Origin of the sequence: Hydrogenophaga sp. 5NK40-0174, assembly GCF_040372165.1 — a bacterium.
Lineage (GTDB): Bacteria > Pseudomonadota > Gammaproteobacteria > Burkholderiales > Burkholderiaceae_C > Hydrogenophaga.
On the sequence record NZ_BAABWG010000004.1, the window covers coordinates 182,116 to 201,876 of the forward strand.

The 19,761-nt window shown below is 60.7% G+C and carries 14 protein-coding genes; 7 read left to right on the forward strand and 7 right to left on the reverse strand.

The features are described from left to right. Positions 1–53: 53 nt before the first annotated feature. From ABWV89_RS14265 to ABWV89_RS14275, 3 genes are all read right to left on the reverse strand, one after another. Positions 54–983, reverse strand: a complete 930-nt coding sequence (locus tag ABWV89_RS14265) for a branched-chain amino acid ABC transporter permease (protein WP_353398051.1) — start codon at positions 981–983, stop codon at positions 54–56. Positions 984–1,003: 20 nt separating this feature from the next. Then, positions 1,004–1,789, reverse strand: a complete 786-nt coding sequence (locus tag ABWV89_RS14270) for an ABC transporter ATP-binding protein (RefSeq protein ID WP_353398053.1) — start codon at positions 1,787–1,789, stop codon at positions 1,004–1,006. Between the two features lie 83 nt (positions 1,790–1,872). Beyond that, on the reverse strand, positions 1,873–3,819 hold the full coding sequence (locus ABWV89_RS14275) for an AMP-dependent synthetase/ligase (protein WP_353398056.1): 1,947 nt from the start codon (positions 3,817–3,819) through the stop codon (positions 1,873–1,875). 313 nt (positions 3,820–4,132) lie between these two features. Between ABWV89_RS14275 and ABWV89_RS14280 the strand changes: the two genes are divergently transcribed. Then, complete coding sequence (locus ABWV89_RS14280) at positions 4,133–4,858, forward strand: Crp/Fnr family transcriptional regulator (protein ID WP_353398058.1); 726 nt, start codon at positions 4,133–4,135, stop codon at positions 4,856–4,858. Here ABWV89_RS14280 and ABWV89_RS14285 read toward each other — a convergent pair. Together ABWV89_RS14285 and ABWV89_RS14290 are read right to left on the reverse strand one after the other, a co-directional pair. Beyond that, complete coding sequence (locus ABWV89_RS14285; RefSeq protein WP_353398061.1) at positions 4,849–6,177, reverse strand: hypothetical protein; 1,329 nt, start codon at positions 6,175–6,177, stop codon at positions 4,849–4,851. The genes ABWV89_RS14280 and ABWV89_RS14285 overlap by 10 nt on opposite strands. Continuing rightward, complete coding sequence (locus ABWV89_RS14290) at positions 6,174–7,169, reverse strand: ABC transporter ATP-binding protein (protein ID WP_353398064.1); 996 nt, start codon at positions 7,167–7,169, stop codon at positions 6,174–6,176. The genes ABWV89_RS14285 and ABWV89_RS14290 overlap by 4 nt, the downstream gene beginning before the upstream one ends. A gap of 196 nt (positions 7,170–7,365) precedes the next feature. On the opposite strand from ABWV89_RS14290, the gene ABWV89_RS14295 reads away from it, so the two are divergent. From ABWV89_RS14295 to ABWV89_RS14320, 6 genes are all read left to right on the forward strand, one after another. Further along, positions 7,366–8,997, forward strand: coding sequence for a pseudouridine synthase (locus tag ABWV89_RS14295; RefSeq protein WP_353398067.1), 1,632 nt, complete (start codon positions 7,366–7,368; stop codon positions 8,995–8,997). A 190-nt stretch (positions 8,998–9,187) separates the two neighbouring features. Beyond that, the gene (gene htpG / locus ABWV89_RS14300; RefSeq protein WP_353398070.1) at positions 9,188–11,134 is read left to right on the forward strand and encodes a molecular chaperone HtpG; all 1,947 of its coding nucleotides are present in this window, start codon (positions 9,188–9,190) and stop codon (positions 11,132–11,134) included. A gap of 320 nt (positions 11,135–11,454) precedes the next feature. Continuing rightward, the gene (locus ABWV89_RS14305) at positions 11,455–12,873 is read left to right on the forward strand and encodes a class I SAM-dependent methyltransferase (protein WP_353398073.1); all 1,419 of its coding nucleotides are present in this window, start codon (positions 11,455–11,457) and stop codon (positions 12,871–12,873) included. 10 nt (positions 12,874–12,883) lie between these two features. Beyond that, entirely contained in the window at positions 12,884–14,221 is a 1,338-nt protein-coding gene (locus ABWV89_RS14310; RefSeq protein WP_353398075.1) for a sensor histidine kinase, read from the forward strand. 18 nt (positions 14,222–14,239) lie between these two features. Continuing rightward, entirely contained in the window at positions 14,240–15,454 is a 1,215-nt protein-coding gene (locus tag ABWV89_RS14315) for an ATP-binding response regulator (RefSeq protein ID WP_353398078.1), read from the forward strand. Between the two features lie 28 nt (positions 15,455–15,482). Continuing rightward, entirely contained in the window at positions 15,483–16,415 is a 933-nt protein-coding gene (locus ABWV89_RS14320) for a response regulator (RefSeq protein ID WP_353398081.1), read from the forward strand. A gap of 21 nt (positions 16,416–16,436) precedes the next feature. Here ABWV89_RS14320 and ABWV89_RS14325 read toward each other — a convergent pair whose 3' ends face one another. Both ABWV89_RS14325 and ABWV89_RS14330 read right to left on the reverse strand, forming a co-directional pair. Beyond that, positions 16,437–18,383: a two-component system sensor histidine kinase NtrB gene (locus ABWV89_RS14325; protein WP_353398083.1), complete on the reverse strand. Its 1,947-nt coding sequence runs from the start codon at positions 18,381–18,383 to the stop codon at positions 16,437–16,439. Positions 18,384–18,682: 299 nt separating this feature from the next. After that, positions 18,683–19,738 carry a serine/threonine protein kinase gene (locus ABWV89_RS14330; RefSeq protein WP_353398086.1) on the reverse strand — a complete coding sequence of 352 codons (1,056 nt, stop codon included), beginning with the start codon at positions 19,736–19,738 and terminating at the stop codon, positions 18,683–18,685. Positions 19,739–19,761 lie beyond the last annotated feature (23 nt).

The following is a 19,761-nucleotide window of genomic DNA, read 5'->3' on the forward strand; positions in this document are numbered from 1 at the left end:
ATAACTTGGCTGCGCAAAGTGAGTCTTCGCTGAAAGATCGTCGATGGGGTGTTTCACACCCTGTCGATGATCTTTTCTCCAAACAAACCTTGCGGACGGAACAGCAGGAACACGAGCGCGAGGACGTAGGCGAACCAGATTTCAATACCGCCACCAACGTAGCTGCCGAGGTAAACCTCGGAGAGCTTCTCGCCTACGCCAATGATCAGGCCGCCAATGATGGCGCCAGGCACTGAAGTCAGGCCGCCGAGAATGATGACGGGCAGGGCGCGCAGCGCGACGGTGGACAGCGAGAACTGCACGCCGAGCTTGGAGCCCCAGATGATGCCGGCCACGAGTGCCGTGAGACCAGCCACCAGCCAGACAATGACCCAGATGCGGTTGAGCGGAATGCCAATCGATTGAGCGGCCTGGTGATCGTCAGCGACAGCTCGCAGGGCTCGCCCAGTGATGGTCTTCTGGAAGAAGAGGGAAAGTGCTGCCACCAGCGCTGCCGCGATGAGGGCCGCAATGATGTCCTCCTGATTGACCAGGATGCCACCCTCGAATGTGCTCTCGAACAGGAAGAGGGGGTCTTTGGGCATGCCGACATCGATCTGGTAGATGTCGCTGCCGAAAATGGTCTGACCCAGTCCATCGAGGAAGTAGGTGATGCCCAGCGTGGCCATCAGCAGCGTGACGCCTTCCTGGTTCACCAGGTGGCGCAACACCAGTCGTTCAATCAGCCAGGCCAGTATGTACATGCAGCCGGCCGCCAGAAAGAAGGCGATGATGTTGGCGACAATCTTGTTGTCCATGCCCAGCCATTGCGGAATCCACTCGGCAAAGCGGGCCATGGCCAGTGCAGCAAACAGCACCATGGCGCCCTGGGCGAAGTTGAATACACCCGAGGCCTTGAAAATGAGCACGAACCCCAGCGCAACCAGTGAGTACAGCATGCCGGCCATCAGGCCGCCAAACAGGGTTTCAAGAAAAAATCCCATTGTCCGTCTCCGTTGACTTCTCAGTGTGAAGTGCCAAGGTAGGCACTGATCACTTCTTCGTTGTTGCGAACCTCTTGAGGCGTACCGTCACCGATCTTCTTGCCGTAGTCGAGCACGACCACGCGGTCGGAGATGTCCATCACCACGCCCATGTCATGTTCGATCAGCACAATGGTGGTGCCGAACTCATCGTTCACGTCCAGGATGAAGCGGGACATGTCCTGTTTCTCTTCGAGGTTCATGCCGGCCATGGGCTCATCGAGCAACAGCACTTGTGGCTCCATGGCCAGTGCGCGACCAAGGTCGACCCGCTTTTGCAAGCCGTAGGGCAGCGTGCCGACTGGCGTCTTGCGAAAGGCCTGGATCTCGAGAAAGTCGATGATGTGCTCGACGAACTCGCGGTGGCGAACCTCTTCCTTCTCAGCCGGGCCAAGGCGCAGAGCCTGCAGAAAGATGTTGCTCTTCATGTGCAGGTTGCGGCCGGTCATGATGTTGTCGATCACGCTCATGCCCTTGAACAGCGCCAGGTTCTGAAAGGTGCGGGCAATGCCCATTTCGGCCACCTGCCGGCTGTTCATGTTCTTGAATGTCTGACCGCGCAGGGTGATGGAGCCTTGCTGCGGTGAGTAGACGCCATTGATGCAGTTGAGCATGGAGCTCTTGCCGGCGCCGTTGGGACCGATGATGGCCCGAATCTCATGCTCTCGGACGTCGAAGGAAATGTCGGTGAGTGCTTTCACTCCGCCGAAACTCAGGCTGATGTTCTGGACGTCCAGAATGACGTCTCCGACTTGCTTCTTTGTCATTGGGCCCCCGTGCCGATTGGCTGGCAGTGCGTGTGCATGTGCTTGTGCATGGGTGTTGTTCTCGTGTTCTGTCTCTGGCCGGGTCAGGCCGCAGCCTTGACGGGTGCAAAAGTCTTGGCGTCCTGAATCTGCAGCGTGGCGCTGACACTGCCGGTGCGCCCGTCCTCGAACTTCACCTGGGTTTCGATGTACTGCTCGCTCTTGCCGCCATACAGTGCGTCGACCAGAACGCCGTATTTGTCGCTGATGAAGCCGCGGCGAACCTTGTTGGTGCGGGTGAGCTCGCCGTCGTCTGCGTCCAGTTCCTTGTGCAGGACAAGGAATCGACTGATCTGGCTACCCGCCAGCATGCTGTCCTGGCTGAGGTCGGCATTGACTTTCTCGACGCAGTCCTTGATGAGGTCGTAGACCTCGGGCTTGGATGCCAGGTCGGTGTAGCCAGCGTAGGGCAGGTTGCGGCGTTCGGCCCAGTTGCCCACTGCCGCGAAATCGATGTTGATCATCACGCAGACTTTCTCGCGACCATCGCCCAGAGCCACAGCCTCCTTGATGTGGGAGAAAAACTTGAGCTTGTTCTCCACATACTTGGGAGCGAACATGGCGCCGTCGTGCGCACCGCCCTGCAGCCGACCCACATCCTTGACGCGGTCGATGATCTTGAGGTGGCCGTTGTTGTCGATGAAACCCGCGTCGCTGGTGTGGTACCAGCCATCGCCGGTGAGCACTTCCTCGGTGGCCTTGGGGTTCTTGTAGTACTCCTTGAGCAGGCCAGGAGAGCGCACGAGAATCTCCCCGTTGTCAGCCAGCTTGATCTCTACGCCGTCGCAGGGAACGCCAACAGTGTCTGCGTGAACTTCATGGTCCGGCTGCAGGCAGACGAACACAGCCGTCTCGGTCGATCCATACAGCTGCTTGAGGTTGATGCCGATGGAGCGATAAAAAGTGAACAGGTCAGGGCCGATGGCTTCGCCTGCGGTGTAGGCCACGCGGACGCGGCTGAAGCCCAGGGTGTTGCGAAGCGGGCCATACACCAGGAAGTTGCCGAGTGCGTATTTGATGCCGTCCATGAAACCGATGGATTTGCCGTCCATGCGGGCGGGGCCGACGCGTTTGGCCAGGTCCATGAATGTGTGGAAGATCTTGCGTTTGATGGCGCTGGCATCTTCCATGCGGATCATGACCGAGGTGAGCATGCCCTCGAACACCCGTGGCGGCGCAAAATAGTAGGTGGGGCCGACTTCGTTGAGATCGATGCCGACCGTGCTGCCCGATTCGGGGCAGTTGACGACATAGCCTGCCACCAGCCACTGCGAATAGGAAAAGATGTTCTGACCAATCCAGGCGGGCGGGAGGTAGGCCAGCACTTCTTCGTGACTGCTGAGCTTGTCGAAGCTCACGCCTGCCCGGGCGCGATCGATCAGTGTGGCGTGTGTGTGGACGACGCCCTTGGGGTTGCCCGTGGTGCCGGAGGTAAAGAACATGGCGGCCACGTCGTCTGGCTGCGCCTTGTCGATCTCTTCCTGGAAGAAGTCGGGGTGTGCCTGGCTGAATGCGTGACCCGCCGCCACCAGCTCCTCCAGTCCGGCCAGACCTTCATGGTCGTAATTGCGCAGGCCGCGGGGATCGTCATAGTAGATGTGTTGGAGCTGTGGGCAGTCGGGCTGGATCTCCAGCATCTTGTCGACCTGCTCCTGGTCTTCCACCACGGCAAACCGCACGTCTGCGTTGTTGATGGGAAAGACGCACTCGGCCGCCACGGCATCCTGATACAGCGGCACCGGGATGGCGCCGAGAGATTGCGCTGCCAGCATGGTGGCGTAGAGGCGGGGCCGGTTGGCGCCGATGACGATCATGTGTTCGCCCCTGTGCAGTCCGGCCTGGTGCAGTCCGCAGGCGATGGACTTGACCAGTTCGGCCATGTCCTTCCAGCTCAGCGTTTGCCAGATGCCGTATTCCTTCTCGCGCATGGCTGCGTCATTGGGGCGCTCTTTGGCGTGCGCCTGCAGCAGTTGGGGGAATGTCGTTTGCATTCGATTGTCTCCTTTGGCTCCGGCGGTCTATCGATGACCGCCGAGTCAAACTGTTCAGTTATGAGTCACATGCTATGCCTTGATTTGACGTCGTGTTGTCGGTACGACGACAATTGAAGGGACAACCCTGCTAGGACTTTCCCTAGGCGTTCAAGGCTGTTTGTCTTCCCGATGACAGAAGCGCGGGTAATTGCTTAGCGACGATGTCACCCAAAGGGTTTCACGCGAAGACAACAGGGTTCGGACATCCAAAACGACATCAGAGACATAGGCCTGCACCCGGCAAAGGGCTGGCCAAAGGCAAGAGGACGACATGCAGACACTATCTCCGCAACGCAAGGGCTCAGCCCTTCGGCAGCAGGCGCGCCCGCCCTCTTCTGAGGAGCTGTCGGAGATCCCGTGGCTTCAGAACCTGACAGAGGAAGAGCGGTCACGCGTGAGCAACTCGGTGATGGTGACCGAGGCATTGGCCGGGGACTATGTGTGCCGGTTTGGGCGCCCTGCCACCTACTGGTTCGGATTGCTCGATGGATTGCTCAAGATGAGCAACGATGATTCGCAGGGGCAGGTCGTGACCTTCACCGGGGTGGCGCCGGGAGGCTGGTTTGGCGAAGGCACCGTTCTCAAGCATGAGCACTACCGGTACAACATCCAGGCGCTGCGCAAGAGCCGGGTGGCGGGTATCCCGGTGGAGACGTTTCACTGGTTGCTTGACCATTCCATCGGGTTCAACCGCTTTGTGATGAACCAGCTCAATGAGAGGCTGGGCCAGTTCATTGCCGCCCGGGAAATTGATCGACTGGCCAGTCCTGACCTGCGCGTGGCACGAAACCTGGCGGCACTGTTTCACCCCATGCTCTCTCCCAACGTGGAAGGGGTATTGCGCATCACACAGCAAGAACTGGCCTACCTGGTGGGCCTGTCGCGCCAGCGGGTCAACGAGGCGTTGACTGCACTTGAACAGCTGGGCTGGATTCAGGTCGAGTACGGTGGCTTGCGGGTGCTCGACATGAAGGCCTTGCGCAGCGGTCAGCTCTGACCTTGGGGTGCAGCATCCGTCTCCGGTGAGGGGCGGGTTTCTTTCCAGCGCCAGACCAGCAGACTTGCGGCGGCAGCGAAATGCAAGATGGCTGCAATCACCGATCCGCCAGATTTGCCTGCCATCGGTATCAGCCACTGTACTGGCAATGCCTTGTCGGTGAGCACGATCAGCAGCCATGGGACGATCACCCAGGCGATGGCAAGGTAGGTCAGGAAGGCAAGGCGGGGACGCCTTGCCTGTGGAGCGAACGCAAAGAAAAGAGCGACGGCGCAATCCCTGGCAATCACCAACACGCTTGACCAGTCCAGGTGCAGCGGCATCCTGCTCCAGTCGACGGCGGAAGCGGGCGGTGTTTTTGTCGCCAGCCCAACCGTGGCAGCACTTGCCGCCAGAACCAGCATGACGGGCCAGACAGGCAAGGCCTTGATGGCTTTGGCCGCGCGGCCCTGCTTGAAATGGTTGATCAAGCGTTGCCAATGGCTTCGGGTGTGCGCCTCGGTCATGGCAGACAACATGGCGAAGGCGAGCGACAGACCGGCGACTGTCTGTGTTGCGCCCCTGATGTCCACTGCCTGCAGATAGCCCAGGCTGTATGTGCTGATCAGCACAACCAGTGCCGGCATGCCCCACGGCCATTGAGGAACAGCGAGGGCCTGAGCCATGGCGCGCCAGCTGGCAACCAGTCCGCAAAGGGTGGCCAGGATGACCGTGCCCAACAGGTGTTGCCGGTCAGACAGTTCAAGCGACCACCATTGAGTGGTTTCGTGATTGACATCGACGTAAGAGCGCAGGGAACTCTGGAACACGACGAACAGGATGAGCGGAAGCAGCCACAGCATGCGGCGTGGCATGGTGCCAGAGAACTGCACGCTCGCGGCCAGATTGATGGCGTGAGCGAACACAGCAAAAAGGATGGCGGCAAAAAGGCCAGTTGCGGTGTCGCTCCAGGCCTGACCATGGTTGATCATCCCCCAGGCCATGAGCACCAGGCAGATCAGACCGGTATACCAGTGAAACACCGTGGCGCCGAGCAGCTTGCCCCATGTCATGGCCCAGGGCGTCAGCGCACTCATGCGCTGCTGGTCCCAGGTGTCATCTTGCCGTTCGTCAGAAACGGCTGCGGAACTGCTGTAGGCGCCACCGGCCACGGTGAACAGTGCAAACACGATGGCTCCTGCCACCGAGGCGAAATGGGGCAGTTTGTCGCCCATGCTGGCACCCGCTGCCAGCAAAACCAGTCCAAAGATGGCGGGTACCAGGACCAGGCGCAAGGTGGAGATGTTCAGCCAGAGCAGCCGTTGCAGTTCGGGGTTCATGGCGTTTCCTCCGCCGCAGGCTGTGGTGGGGTTTCGGCTTGCCGGGCTCGTTGCCTGTCGAGTGAGCGCAGGTAGGACTCCTGCAGGTTCTCCGAGTGGCGCTTGAGTTCAATGAAGGGGAGCCCGGCACCCACCAGGCCGGCGACCAGGGCCGCCAGATCCTGTGCGTCGCCATGGTGATGAAAGATCATTGATGCCCCTTCCACGGCAACGTCGTTGACGGCGTCCTGGCTTGACAGCCATGCCAGCGCCGGGCCGACAGACTGCCTAGAAGGGAAGGTGAGCCTGTGCCACACAGGACCCGATTGTCCGGCGGTTGCTATGGTGTTCAGGGGGCGGTGTTCCAGGACCTTGCCTTGGTCCAGCGCGAGCATGTGGGTTGAATACTCGTCGAGCTCTGCAAGGATATGGCTTGAAACCAGCAACGTCATGCCTTCCCGGCTCAGCCCTGTGAACACCTTGGCCAGAGATGAGCGTGCTTCCGGATCGAGACCGTTGGCAGGTTCGTCGAGCAGGAGAATCTGCGGGGTGTGGACAATGGCTTGCCCGATGGCCAGCCGCTGCCGTTGACCGCGTGACAAAGTCCCGGCCTTGGCCTCGAGCTTCTCTGTCAGCTGTACTTTCTCCGTTGTCTCCAGCACGGCGGTCCTTGCTGCCTCGCTGGAAATGCCGCGGGATCTCGCCGCATAGGTCAGTGCCTGTTTGACGGAAAGGTCCTGATAGACACCGAAGGCGTCGGAGAGGTAACCCATCAGCTTGTGAGCATTGCGCGGATTCTCGTGAACGTCCAGCTCACCAATGTGGATGGCGCCTGACACGGGCGTCTCCAGCGCCGCGATGCATCGGAGCAAGGTGGTTTTGCCGGCACCGTTGGGCCCGACAAGCGCAGTGACGGAGCCTCGCTCGATCCGTGCATTGAGGCCTTTGAGTGCGCGAAAGCCCGGGTAGTCGTATACGAGGTTGCGGATGTCGATCAATGGCACTGTGGACATGCTGGCAGCTCTTCAGAACAGCACGGGTGAAGCCGTGATACCGGGCGCAAGGTGCTGTCTGCGGCTGCCCGATCGCCCTCCCTGTGCATGGCAGGCCGTTTTTTTCCGGGCCTGATGCATGAAATTAGTGCTTTGGATTGTGTCACAGGGTCTCGAACAAGCGTCAGTGCCGCGAGAATCTGGGATGATTCGGGGTATGACTGAAAAACCGAAGACGCTCAAGCTCAAAGCCGCTCCTCCCAACCCGGAAAGCCCGGAAGGCGAAGGTGCATCTGGCGGCAAAGGTCGACGCTCAAGCGTCCGGCCGAAAGGGCCGGCGCGCGCCAAGTCGGTGTCGCAGTTTCAGGCCGAAAGGGCGGAGCGGGAAGAGCGCAAGGCAGCTTTTCGCGAAGCACAGGGCTGGGGCCCCGAATCCGACGGCCGGAGTGAGCGACAGGATCGTGGCGATCGGAAACCACCTCGTGGCAGCCGGCCGGACGACCGTTTTGGCAATGATCGGCGGCGAGACGACGGCCCTGGCCGCGGTTTCAATCGCGGCGACAGGCGCGATGACCGGGGAGGAGATGCGCCTCGCCGTGATCGACCACCCAGAGATACCGATTTTCGTGACCGACCACGCCGCAGCGAAGGTCCTGCGCGCGGCCCACGCTCAGACCGCTCAGACAGCTTTGAGCGCAGGGACAGGGGGGGCAGAAACGATCGCCGCGATGGGGGGCCGCGCAATGACAGAGGCGGTGACTGGGGCGATCGTCGGGAGCGTCCCGCACGCTTCGACCGATCCGAACGGTCAGATGCGCCTGGGCGCTCTGACCGCAATGACCGCGGGGGACGGTTCGAGCGGAACAATGACCGCTTCGACCGTGGAGATCGGTCTGGCCGGCCGCCCCGCAGGCGCGATGCCGACGACCGTCGGGACCGCCCGGACCGTTCAGCCGGGCCACGCAGGGATTCGGGCGGCTATGGCGATCGGAAGGCCGGTCCCCGCGGCCCACGTTCAGACGCTGGGCAAAGGAAGCCTGCTCGTTCGGGCGATGGGCCGCGCGAGGGCGTTCGCCTGAACAAGCGCCTGGCCGAAGAAGGCCAGTGCTCGCGGCGAGAAGCGGACGAATGGATCGACCAGGGCTGGGTGCTGGTCAACGGCAAGGTCGCCCGCGTGGGGCAGATGGTGTTGCCCGAAGACCAGGTGGAAGTCTCGTCCAAGGCGCAGCAGCGCCAGTCGCGCCAGGTGACCATCCTGATCCACAAACCGGTGGGCTATGTGAGTGGCCAGGCCGAAGATGGCTATGAGAATGCTGCCGTGCTGGTCAAGCCTGAGAACCTGTGGCGTTCGGCGCCGGGCAGCGAGCAGGCACCCAAATGGCATGCATCGCACGGCAAAGGGTTGGCGCCGGCTGGGCGGCTGGACATCGACTCCACCGGCTTGCTGGTGCTGACGCAGGACGGCCGCGTGGCCCGCACGCTGATCGGCGAAGACTCCGATGTGGAGAAAGAGTACCTGGTGCGGGTGCAGTGGGCGCCGAACGGACCCAGGGGGGCAGGCGTGGTGGAGACCGACGTTCAATCGGTGTTCCCCGAGGACCAGCTGGCCTTGCTTCGCCACGGCTTGTCGCTGGATGATCAACCGCTCAAACCCGCGCAAGTGGACTGGCAGAACCCGGAGCAGCTGCGCTTTGTGCTCAAGGAAGGCAAGAAACGCCAGATTCGCCGCATGTGCGAGCAGGTGGGCCTGCATGTGGTGGGGCTCAAGCGCATCCGCATGGGCAAGGTGGTGCTGGGCAACTTGCCGGTGGGGCAGTGGCGCTACTTGGGGCCGAACGAGCAGTTCTAACTGCCTGCAACGGGTGGTGCTGCCACCTGGCTTGAAAATGGCGGATGCGGCCTCAAGTGGTTGGGGTCGTTCGAGCGCAGAGCATCGCCAGCGGGAGGCTGGGCGAATGCTGCGCCGGGCCGCCTGAGGCGGCCAGCGTCACTCTTTCATCCATTTCATTGACCCTGACATTGGACAGAACCGAACTGCCATGAGCAAACAGACCCTGAACTTTCAGGCTGAGGTTGCACAACTGCTGCACCTCGTGACCCATTCGCTGTATTCCAACAAAGAGATTTTTCTGCGCGAGCTGATCTCCAACGCGTCTGACGCTTGCGACAAGCTGCGTTTTGAGGCGCTGAACAACGACGCGCTGTTCGAGGACAGCCCGAACCTTGAAGTGCGGGTGGCGTACGACAAGGAAGCGCGCACCATCACCATCACCGACAACGGCATCGGCCTGAGCCAGGCGGAAGCGGTGGAGCACCTGGGCACGATCGCCAAGAGCGGCACGCGCGATTTCATGAGTCACCTCTCTGGCGACCAGAAAAAAGATGCCCAGCTCATTGGCCAGTTTGGCGTGGGCTTCTACTCCGGCTTCATCGTGGCTGACCGCATCACGGTGGAGTCGCGCCGGGCCGGATTGCCCGCTGCTGAAGGTGTACGCTGGGCCAGCGGTGGCACGGGCGACTTCGAGGTGGAGACGATTGAGCGTGCCGCGCGTGGCACCAGTGTCATCCTGCACTTGCGCGAAGACGCTACCGAATACCTCAGCCACTTCAAGCTCAAGCAGATCATTGGCCGCTACTCGGACCACATCAGCCTGCCCATCCTGATGCAGAAAGAGGAGTGGGACCAGGAGAAGAGCGAGTATGTGCTTCAGGACGATTGGGAGGCCGTCAACTCGGCCTCTGCACTGTGGACGCGTACCAAGAAGGACGTGACCGACGAGCAGTACATCGACTTCTACAAGAACATCAGCTACGACCAGGAAGCGCCGCTGGCCTGGAGCCACAACCGCGTGGAAGGCAGCACCGAATACACGCAACTGCTCTACATCCCGGGCAAGGCGCCCATGGATTTGTGGAATCGCGAGCACAAGTCGGGCCTGAAGCTGTACGTCAAGCGCGTGTTCATCATGGACGAGGCCGAGAGCCTGTTGCCAAGCTATCTGCGCTGGGTCAAGGGCGTGGTTGACTCCAGCGACTTGCCGCTGAACGTGAGCCGTGAGTTGCTGCAGGAAAGCCGCGACGTGAAAGCGATTCGCGAGGGCAACACCCGCCGCATCCTGTCCATGCTGGAAGACATGGCGCGCAAGAATGCCTTGCCCGAAACCGCGGCAACCGAAGGCAGCGACGACGTGACCGATGTGGTCAGCGAAGAGGACAAAGCGGCGATCGGCAAGTATGACCGCTTCTATGGCGAGTTCGGCGCCGTTCTCAAGGAAGGTCTGGGCGAAGATTTCGGCAACCGCGAAAAGCTGGCCAAGTTGCTGCGCTACGCCTCCACCGAAAGCGATGCCGTGACGGTGAGCCTGGCCGATTACAAGGCCCGCATGAAGGAAGGCCAGAAGGCGATTTATTACATCACCGCCGATTCACTGGCAGCCGCCAAGAACAGCCCGCAGCTGGAGCTGTTCCGCAAGAAAGGCATTGAAGTCCTCTTGATGACTGACCGTATCGACGAGTGGGCGGCGTCATTCCTGACCGACTTCGACGGCACTCCGCTGCAAAGCGTGGCCAAAGGTGCGGTGGATCTGGGCGACCTGCAGGACGAAGAAGAAAAGAAGGCGGCCGAAGCCGCTGCCGAGACCTTCAAGCCGGTGCTGGACAAACTCAAGGAAAGCCTCAAGGACAAGGCCAAGGACGTGCGCGTGACCTCGCGACTGGTGGACTCGCCTGCCTGCCTGGTGGTGGAAGACGGCGAATACTCCACCCAGCTCGCCCGTTTGCTCAAGCAGGCGGGCCAGGCAGCGCCACAGGTCAAGCCGATTCTGGAAGTGAACGTCGACCACGCCCTGATCAAGAAGCTTGAGGGCAGTGAGGCGCAGTTCGATGATCTGGCGCATATCCTGTTCGATCAGGCGCTGCTGGCCGAGGGCGGGCTGCCGGAAGATCCGGCGGCCTACGTGCGCCGGGTCAACGCCATGCTGGCCTGAAAAAGAGAATGGGGGCAGGCCGCGAACCACCGCTCACATGTCGGCGTGGGATGTGATCACGCTCATGTACGCCAACTCCTTGTTCGATAGCAAAAAGACCGTCAGTCCTGCGTTCAGGCGACTGACGGTCTTTTTTTGTGCGTTCACGTCACATTGGTCACGGTTGTGGCTCTTGGCGCATGGTAAAAATCCTCACAGGGTGGAACTGTCGCAAAAGAGCTTTGCCGCATACACTCAGTCGTCGTGTTTGGTACCGGTTGGTTCCAAATCTGCCAGATGGGCTGTGCTGAGGCGCAAGCCCGATTACCAGCTTCGATAACGTGCAACCACAGCGTCCCTTCGATCCCGTCATCACATTCAAGAACAGCCAGGGAGAGACGGCAAGAGGCACATTGACCAGCGTGCAGCGGCGTTCGCTGGTCATGGAGATATACAACCCTCATTCGATTGTTCAGGTCAGTGAGGTGCTGCAGGACTTGACGGTTCGCGCTGGCGAGAAGCCCGTTTACACGGGCAAGGGCGTCGTCGTCAGCCTGCTCAATACCGGTTTGATGGCCGTGGCTTCCGTGACGCTGATTGATGAATGGAAGGAGCTCAATGCCTTTGCATCGAACGCGGATGAAGCGGGCGAGGAAGCATTGCGCTTTGTGCAGGACTGGGAAGACCGGTTCAAGATCCGGCAGAGCTATCAAGTGGTGGTCAGCGAGTTGCGCACCTTCTTGTCGGAGACGTCCAGGTGGATTGATCAGGCCGACCTGGTCGAAACACTTCCGAAGGAGCTGACCGGACAGTTGAGAGACGATGTGTTCTGGGCGATCGCTGCTCCGCTGATGCGCAAGGGGAAGGAATACCTGGACCGACTGGAAGTGGAAGCGGCAGCGCTGACACCGGAAGAATCACTTCCGCACCGCATGTATGCGCAGACAGCGCTTCACCCCTTGATTCTTCGCGCGCCCTTTGTCTATCGAACCTTTGCGAAGCCCTTGGGATACGCGGGTGACTATGAAATGGTCAATCAGATCCTGGGGAACCCAAGACAAGGCGAGACGACCTACATACAAGTCGTCAATGCAACTTTCTTGAGAGCGGCTGTCGCTCAAGCGCACCGCAACCGGATCGGCTTTCTCATCGAGTTTCTGGAGCAGGCGATCGCGCAAGGAGCGGCTGAAGGCAGGAAGATCAGGATTCTCAACGTCGGCTGTGGACCGGCAGGCGAGATTCAGCAGCTGATTGCCAGTGACCGTGATCTCGGCAACCTCCACTTCACTCTTCTGGACTTCAGCGACGTCACCCTGAACTACACCAGGGAAAAGCTCCAGTCTCTCCAGGCCGAGCACGGCAGAGAGCTGACAGTCGACTTCATCCAGGAGTCTGTGCACAACCTTCTCAAAAAGCCGGCGCGCGAGAAAGCTGCAAGCAGCGATGTACCTCCCTATGATTTTGTCTACTGTGCAGGGCTCTTTGATTACTTGTCAGACAAAGTTTGTTCGCGCCTGATCCGGTACTTCATGGCGGCCAGCCGCCCGGGTGGCAAGATGCTGCTGACCAATGTTCATAAAGACAACCCCGAGCGCCACGGCATGGAACATTTGCTGGAGTGGCACCTGATCTATCGAAACGAAGAAGACATGGAGGGTCTTGTCGGCGGTCTGGGAATGCGTCCGCGTCTTTGGACGGATCCCACAGGCGTGAATGTGTTTTCCGAAAGTTCTGTGCCAACAGGTGAATCCAGTGTCTGAACGGACGCATATGCAGGTAGAGGCAATCCAGTTCTACCGGGACCAGCTTGCCGCGTTTCAACTGGCGTACAGCAAGGCGGGTAGTCTGACCTCCATTGTTCTTGTCCTCGCCGGGATGGGGCTGGATGTGGCCACCTATCCCGACCAGGCATTGGAGTTTGGAAGTCTCCGGGTGCTGATCGGCGTGGTGACGTTTGCCATTTACGGCGCCTTGCTCAAGCTCACCGGGCCGGCTTGGGTTCGCGCCCTGACCATGGCCTGGATGCTCCTGCCACAGATCATGATTTCAGCCATGATCTACATGACCGATGGCGTCAACTCCATCTATTTTGTGGGTCTTCACCTGGCCTTGTATGCTGTGGGCATCATCCTGCCGCTGACCTTCCTGGAGGGCGTCAGCTTCGGCGCTGTGACGGTTGCACTGTATGTGGCGGCATGTTCGCTGCACCCGGATGGACTGGGCGACTCGGCCAAGTTTCTGACCAACGTGTTGTTCATCGTCTTCTCTGCTATCGCGAGCGCAGTCTGTACCTGGTTCAATGAGCGGTCCAGAAAGCAGCTGGTCAGGCTTCAGTACGAAGTTCTCCAGAAGAACGACACGCTGCAGTCCACCAATCAAGCGCTGGCAGAAGTGAAGGGTCAACTGGTTCAGCGCGAGAAAATGGCCGCCATCGGAACCTTGTCGGCGGGTTTGCTGCACGAGTTGAACAACCCGGTGAACTACAGCCTGATGGCATTGGACATGGGCTTGCAAAGACCTGCCGCAGCACAGGACGAGATGCTCAAAGAGTGTCTGGACGATGCCCGCGCCGGCATGAGCCGGGTGCAGAACATTGTCTCCGACCTCAAGACCTTCGCCTACCAGAAACCTGGCGACAACACGAAACGGACGTTTCTGCTCGAGACTGCCGTGGAATCGGCGATTCGCCTGACGGGACATGAGCTCAAAGGCGTGAACATCCTGTTGGATATGCCAGGGGATACCCATGTGGTGGGCGACGAACCCGCCATCATCGGTGTGCTGATCAATCTCTTCAGCAATGCCGTACACGCCATGCAGAAAGCCGGTACTGCCAGACCGGAGATTCAGATCACCGGAAGCTATGTCGACAACGATACCCGACTGCTGCTGAAGGTGAAGGACAACGGGACCGGTATCGGAGAGGAGACCATTGACCGTGTCTTTGAACCGTTCTTCACGACCCGCGATGTGGGCGCCGGGCTTGGTCTGGGTCTGAGTGTGAGTTATGGCATTGTTCAACGCCATGGCGGAACATTGGCCGTCAGGAGCGAACTGGGGAGGTGGACAGAGTTCAGTCTGGATCTGCCGCGTCCGGACCATGCCTAAGCCAAGGACAGGATTCTCATGACCCACGCGCCCAAGCCTGCCAATCTGTCACCGGGGACACGTCCGCCGCACACCATATTGCTTGTGGACGACGAGGCACAGGCCTGCAAGTGGTTTTCGAGGCTCTATGGTGATGAGTTTGCGATTGCCACGGCGGGCAGCGGAGAGGAGGCGCTCGATTTCATGTCGGCGCAGGGCCGTCAGGTCGCTGTGCTGGTGAGCGACTATCGCATGCCAGGGATGACGGGTGTGCAGTTGTTGCGCAGGGTCAGTGATGCACACCCACATGTGGTGGGCTTGCTGGCTTCCGCCTATGCGGACAAGGATGTCGCGTTGCAGGCGGTCAACGAAGGCAAGGTGCACGCGATTCTTGAAAAGCCGCTGAGCGAAGCGGGAACCCGTGCTGCCTTGCGCGAAGCACTTGCCTTGAGTGTTCGCAAGGCCAGCGACAAAGTGCTGCTCGAGCAGCGCGCGACTTCGCAGCGAGAAATTCTGGGATTTCTTGCCCATGAGGTGACAACGCCACTGGTCACTGTGCGCGCCTACCTTCAGGCTTTGCGAGACCGGGTGGAGACTGCTGGCGAAGAGGAGGCTGAGGGTGGCGCTGTGGCAGTCTTGTCGCAGAATCGCCCGGGCGAGGTCATCCAGATGCTGGAGGCAGCTCAGCGTCGCGCAGGGTATGCGCAGTCGCTGGTGTCGACGTTTGTGCAGACCGCCAGAGACTCCGCTGCCAAGCTCGGACCGGTGACCTTGCAGGCCAGTGACTTGCTGCAAGCCGTGTCCGAAGAGTACCCGTTCGAAGAAGGGCAGGCTCATTGCTTGCAGTGCGAAGTGGAGCAGGACTTCTCCTTGCCCGGGCGTCGGGATTTGCTCTACCTCGTCGTCTGCACCCTGATCAAGAATGCGCTGCTGGCCATGGACGCCGCGGGTACGGAAGACCCGGCCATCGTCATGCGGCTGGACCGTTCCAGCCCGGCGCCAGGCCTGGCCAGGCTCCCTGTGCTGCAAGTGATCGACAACGGCCCGGGAATCGAACCCGACATCCTGGCCAGACTGACACGCGAGCCTGTGACCACTCGGCAGCGCACGGGTGGTACCGGTATGGGTGTGCTGTTTTGTCAGCGGGTGATGAGTTCTCTGGGTGGCAGCGTTGATGTGCGTTCCACCCTTGGCCAAGGGACAGCCGTTACCCTGTACTTCCCCCAGGCAGATGCCGGTCCGCCAGATACCTGACCCCCATCCAACCCTCTGACAAAGAACAATGTCCGCAAACAAGATTCTCTATGTCGACGACGAGGCCATGGCACTCAAGTACTTCCAGCGCCTTGTCGAGCCTGTGGCACCGGTGATCACGGCTGGCTCGGTGGAAGAAGGTCGGCGCATCCTTGAGGAGCAGGGGATGGATATTGCGGTGCTGGTGACCGATCAACGCATGCCGGGTGAGCAGGGCAATGCACTGCTCAAATATGCCAAACAACATCATCCGGCCGTGGTGAGGATGTTGACGACAGCCTATTCCGATCTGGGCGATGCGGTGGAAGCCATCAACAGGGGTGAGATCTTCCGCTACATCACCAAGCCCTGGGAGCTTGAAGCGCTCAAGGCAGACTTGCGAAATGCGCTGGAAATGGCTGGACTGAGGCGCGAGCGGGATGCGTTGCTGAGAGACAAGCTGATGGTGCAGCAAAACCACCTGATGGCCCAGCGCCTGGCGGGACTGGCCACCATGGGGACCGTGCTGCTGGGTGATGAGGCGCGATCGCGCTCAGCGGTACTTGGCCTGGCACGATGTGGGGCAGCATTTGGCGTGGCAGAACCCAGTGTGGACTGGGCGCGCTGGGACCAAAGCGATGTTCAATCTGCCGAAGCCAGTCGCATGTCGGCGCTTGGCCTGAAGGTACAGACTCATCTGGCCACCCTGGAGCCTGACGTGGACGTCGCGCAATGGGTGGGGCACCGGCTGGGGGCACAAGGCACGAAGTCCGCCGTTGACCTGTTGGGTGCCCCGGTGGGCAATGCCCCGACCGACGCGGAAGCCGTGTTGTGGGCCGGCCTTTTGCACAGTGGTGGGGCGCTCGGCCTGGAGGGGGGAAACATGCCGGCAGAGCAAACGCTGGTCGTGGCCTCTGCGCCTGAGGCGGCTGACGCATGGTTGCACCAGGCGCTGGAGTGGCTCGCCGGTCACCCTCATTGAAGGCAAGTCTGGCCGTGCCGGTCAGATGTCAATGCCCATGTAGTCCGACGGTTCTGTCTGGGGCGGTTGCGGCTCGACGACCTTGTGAACTTTCTGCCCGGAATGCTCCCGGTTGTCCGGCGCAGTCTCGCCGGAGGAACTGACGGGCAGCAGGATCGTGAAGGTACTGCCTTCGCCGAGCGTGCTCTCAACGTTGATGGTGCCGCCGTGCGATTGCACCATGCCGATAACGGCGGCGAGACCGAGACCTGTGCCCTGGTCGACTGGCTTGGTGGTGAAAAATGGCTCAAAGATGCGGGCCTTGGTGGCCTCATCCATGCCGCAGCCGTCGTCCGTGACACGGATGCGGATGAAATCCTGATCGGACCACCAGTGCGCACCGGTATCGACCGCCGAGGGGACAGTGTTTCCATGACTGACCACATCAGCCTCCAGCGTCACTGTGCCGCTGCTTTGTCCCACTGCATGGACAGCGTTGGTTCCCAGATTGAGTAGCACCTGGGTGAGTTGCGTCAAGTCACCCAGTACCGGCGGCAGAGCAGGTGGTGTGTGGCACTCGATGCGGATGGACGGCGCTCTGAGCGCCATGAGAAGGCTGTGGGTGTCGTGCAGCAGATCGACGATATCCACGGGCGCGCGGCTCACGCCCTGGCGCCGTCCAAACGCCAGAATGCGCCTGACCAGGTCGCGGCCCTTGCCAGCGGCCTTGGTTACCTGATTGAGCGTCTCTTGTGCCTGATGATCATGGGCCAGATCTTCCTTGAGCAAGCGAGTGTTGCCCTGAATGGCCGCGAGGATGTTGTTGAAGTCGTGGGCCACACCGCTGGCCAGCGTGCCCAGTGCCTCCATTTTTTGCGAACCGAGGTGCCGGGCCTGCAATTCCAGTTCGCGTGCCTTGGCTTGCCGAAGGCCTGAATAGTCGAACAGAAGCAGTACGGCCAGCGGCGGACGGTCTTCAGTGGCGTAGGCGTTGCACAGCAGCCATTTCGTGTCGTCGCGCTGATGGCATCGAATGCCGAAGACCAGGTCGCGAATAGGCGCAGTCTGGCGAAGCACCTTGAAGTGCGGCGTGTCATGGAAGGGCAGCGGGTCACCGTTTTCATCCACCCAGCACTTGAGCAGGTCGTGGCTCAATACTTCGCCTTCAGCAGGCTCCCAGCCGCCGGTTCTGAGCAATCGGTGGCCCAGTGAGTTGCAACGCCGGATTCGGCCCGCGCTGTCCACCATCACCACACCAGCTTGAAGGTGCTCGAGCAGCTCCCGGGATTGATGCTCTCGCTCGCGAAGCGTGGACTGCGCTTCGTCGTTCTGTGACTGAAGAGAATAGGAAATGAGGGTGAGGTAGACCACGAGCCGGAAAAGGGTGGCGGCAAAAAGGCTGATGAAAATGACTGGAGCGCGGGCACTGTCGAATGACAGTGGTGCAAATTGCCCGTGATGGATGAGGCCGCCCGAGATCAACAGGACCGACGTCAGCTCAAGTGAGGTCAGTACCAGCAAAGCCTGCTCGCCGTGGTTGAAACCGCTGCGGCGCAGGCGCATGACATCGGCCAGGGTCAGACCGCTGATGACTGCGGCCGACACCAGAAAGCCGACCGGACGCCAGGCGACCAGTGCGTCAAAGCTGAAGACAACGGTATTCAGTGCGGTGACCAGCACAAGCGGAGGGATCACCCAGGCCAGCTTTGCCGGGTGCCCCAGGTAGGCGCGCACACCCAGCCAGCACAACACGGCGGTGGCCGAGAGAGCGGAGTTCGACAGGCCCCAGAGTGAGGCGCCGACGCTGGAAAGGCGATAGCCCAGGCCCGCATAGGCGAGGGAGGCCAGCAAGCTGGCGAGCGACCAGTAGCCGATGCCTGGTACGGAGGCGTGTCGGCGGTGGGCAATGAAGAATGTGAACGCACAGGTGGCCGACAGAAACACCAGCGCAAACGCCAGGGTTTGGGACGAAAAGTCTTCGGTCGGCATGGGCGACGGAGCCTGGCACGTGTGCCAGGCATATGTGATGGTTGTGTGCCTCGTCGGCTGTTGGGGTGAAAGAAGTCAGTTTAGGTTTGAATCGGAGGCTTGGCGCGAAGGCTTTAGGGGCTGACATCGATTTCGTCACGAACCCCGCGCCATGCTTGATGCTCACGCTTGGTGATGGTGCGTACCTTTGGCTCAATGTCCGCTGCCGGCCGCAACCCTTTGGCTGAATCACGGGCAAGCTTGCAGAGGTACTTTCACTGGGGCAGAGGCAAGCGGGCGATGCATTGGCCCACTCATGCTCATGCGTACAGGGCGGGCGCCTGCATGGCTTCGATCTGTTCGTGGAGCATGTCCACCTGGCCTTGCCAGTAGTCCCTGGTGCCAAACCAGGGGAAGTTGATCGGAAAGGCGGGATCATCCCATCGGCGTGCCAGCCACGCGCTGTAGTGCACCAGTCGCAAGGTGCGCAGAGGCTCGATGAGGGCCAGTTGCTGGCGGTTGAATGGGCGCACCTGCTCATAGCCATCGAGCAGCGCGCCGAGTTGCTGCGTTTGCTGAAGACGGTCACCGCTGAGGAGCATCCAAAGGTCTTGCACTGCGGGGCCGGTGTGTGCGTCGTCCAGGTCCACGAAGTGCGGACCCCCGCCAGGAAGCTCGGCCGGTGTCCAGAGCACATTGCCCGGATGGCAGTCGCCGTGCAACCGCAGGTCCTCTGATGTGTCTGGCAGGGGTGCGCGCAAGACGGGGTGGCTTTCAATGATGGCCAGAGCCTCATCCAGGGCTGCACTCCAGGCGCGTTGTACTTCGGGCGCAATGGCCTGGTGACTGAGCAACCACGTCTTGGGGCCAGTGGCATAGGTGCAGGCATCCAGACGCGGGCGATGCACAAACGGGCGCTGGCTGCCGACCTGGTGAATGCGGGCCAGAAAGCGGCCCATCCATTCCAGTGTGTCGAAATCATCCAGTTCGGGGCGGCGTCCGCCACGGCGCGGGCATACTGAAAACCAGAACCCGTCGTGATGGTGCAGCGTTTGCCCTTGCAGCACGAGTGGTGCGACCACAGGGATTTCATCTGCCAGGAGATCCAGAGAGAATGCGTGCTCCTCCTCGATCTGCTCCCTGGTCCAGCGCCCCGGACGGTAGAACTTGAGTACGACTTGTTCATTGCCGTCGACGGGAGATTCGAGGGCAGCCTGATAGACGCGGTTCTCAAAGCTGTTGAGGCTGAGGATTCGGCCGTCTCCCCACAAGCCGGTGCTGGCCAGCGCATCCAGGACAAGGTCCGGGGTCAGGCGGGCAAACGGGTGTTCGGCGTCGGGGGAAGCCGCAGAGGCATGGTCATCAATTCGGTTCATGTCTGGATTGTCGCTGCTGCGGC

Bases quoted from the DNA above. Each gene is read 5' to 3' on its own strand.
- ABWV89_RS14265 (WP_353398051.1), bottom strand. From the start codon at position 983: ATGGGATTTTTTCTTGAAACCCTGTTTGGCGGCCTGATGGCCGGCATG.
- ABWV89_RS14270 (WP_353398053.1), bottom strand. From the start codon at position 1,789: ATGACAAAGAAGCAAGTCGGAGACGTCATTCTGGACGTCCAGAACATC.
- ABWV89_RS14275 (WP_353398056.1), bottom strand. From the start codon at position 3,819: ATGCAAACGACATTCCCCCAACTGCTGCAGGCGCACGCCAAAGAGCGC.
- ABWV89_RS14280 (WP_353398058.1), top strand. From the start codon at position 4,133: ATGCAGACACTATCTCCGCAACGCAAGGGCTCAGCCCTTCGGCAGCAG.
- ABWV89_RS14285 (WP_353398061.1), bottom strand. From the start codon at position 6,177: ATGAACCCCGAACTGCAACGGCTGCTCTGGCTGAACATCTCCACCTTG.
- ABWV89_RS14290 (WP_353398064.1), bottom strand. From the start codon at position 7,169: ATGTCCACAGTGCCATTGATCGACATCCGCAACCTCGTATACGACTAC.
- ABWV89_RS14295 (WP_353398067.1), top strand. From the start codon at position 7,366: ATGACTGAAAAACCGAAGACGCTCAAGCTCAAAGCCGCTCCTCCCAAC.
- htpG (WP_353398070.1), top strand. From the start codon at position 9,188: ATGAGCAAACAGACCCTGAACTTTCAGGCTGAGGTTGCACAACTGCTG.
- ABWV89_RS14310 (WP_353398075.1), top strand. From the start codon at position 12,884: ATGCAGGTAGAGGCAATCCAGTTCTACCGGGACCAGCTTGCCGCGTTT.
- ABWV89_RS14315 (WP_353398078.1), top strand. From the start codon at position 14,240: ATGACCCACGCGCCCAAGCCTGCCAATCTGTCACCGGGGACACGTCCG.
- ABWV89_RS14320 (WP_353398081.1), top strand. From the start codon at position 15,483: ATGTCCGCAAACAAGATTCTCTATGTCGACGACGAGGCCATGGCACTC.
- ABWV89_RS14325 (WP_353398083.1), bottom strand. From the start codon at position 18,383: ATGCCGACCGAAGACTTTTCGTCCCAAACCCTGGCGTTTGCGCTGGTG.
- ABWV89_RS14330 (WP_353398086.1), bottom strand. From the start codon at position 19,738: ATGAACCGAATTGATGACCATGCCTCTGCGGCTTCCCCCGACGCCGAA.